We start from the raw sequence: 1,057 nt of genomic DNA, 5'->3' as shown, positions 1-1,057 counted from the left end.
TGATGTGGGATCACTGGCAGAAAGGCGACTCTCTCCAGCACATCGCCCAACTTTTTGATCGAAACCATTCATCGATACAGCGCATCTTGGCGGAAACAGGCGGTATCAGACCCGCTGTACGCCGCAGATCCAGATTGGCGCTGGCGTTGGCTGAGCGTGAAGAGATTTCGCGTGCAGTGGTGGCAGGCAACTCGATCCGTTCCATGGCTGCGTTGCTAGGGCGAGCAGCCTCTACGATCAGCCGTGAAATCAGACGCAACGGTGGCCAAGGATGCTACCGGGCTAATCAAGCTGATCAAGCTGCCTGGGATCGCGCGCATCGATCTAAGGTGTGCAAACTTGTTGAGAACCGAACGGTGGCGCAAATTGTTGCAGACAAGCTTCAATTGCAGTGGTCACCGGAACAAATTGCCGGTTGGTTGAAGCGTACCTACCCAGATGATACGAGCTACCAGGTGTCACACGAGACGATCTATCGCACGCTCTTCATACAGGCTCGCGGGGCTCTGAAGAAGGAGTTGCTCGAGCATTTACGGCGCACGCGGGCCATGCGTTGCTCGCGCCATCACACGCAGAAGAAAGAAAATCACGGTCGAATCACTGACGCGGTATCGATCCGCGAACGCCCAGCCGCGGCTAAGGATCGGGCGGTTCCAGGTCATTGGGAGGGTGACCTGCTGTGCGGTAGCAAGAACAGCCAAATTGCCACTCTTGTTGAGCGTCATACCCGCTACGTAATGCTGGTGAAATTGGACGGTAAGGATAGCGAGACGGTCATCAGCGCCCTAATTGAAAACGCCCGTAACTTGCCCCAAGAACTCTACAAATCGCTGACCTGAGATCGCGGCAAAGAGATGGCTGACCATAAACGCTTTACGGTGGCTACCGACATCAAAGTCTACTTCTGCGATCCTCATCGTCCTTGGCAACGAGGATCAAATGAGAACACCAACGGGTTGTTAAGGCAGTACTTCCCGAAAGGAACCGACCTTGCGGATCACTCGCAAGCCGCGCTCAATGAAGTCGCAAGGCAGCTAAATAGCCGCCCTCGGAAAAC

1 pseudogene is annotated in these 1,057 nt (G+C 54.9%); it reads left to right on the top strand.

The annotated features are described in order from the left end of the window. Nucleotides 1-2 precede the first annotated feature (2 nt). Nucleotides 3-1,057 (top strand): annotated as a pseudogene (locus tag CAF87_RS28885) (IS30 family transposase); the annotation flags it as partial.

This window comes from Pseudomonas sp. R38(2017) (assembly GCF_002112395.1).
Lineage (GTDB): Bacteria > Pseudomonadota > Gammaproteobacteria > Pseudomonadales > Pseudomonadaceae > Aquipseudomonas.
The sequence above is the reverse complement of the archived record's forward strand: the minus strand, read 5'-3'. Positions and strand labels throughout refer to the sequence as shown.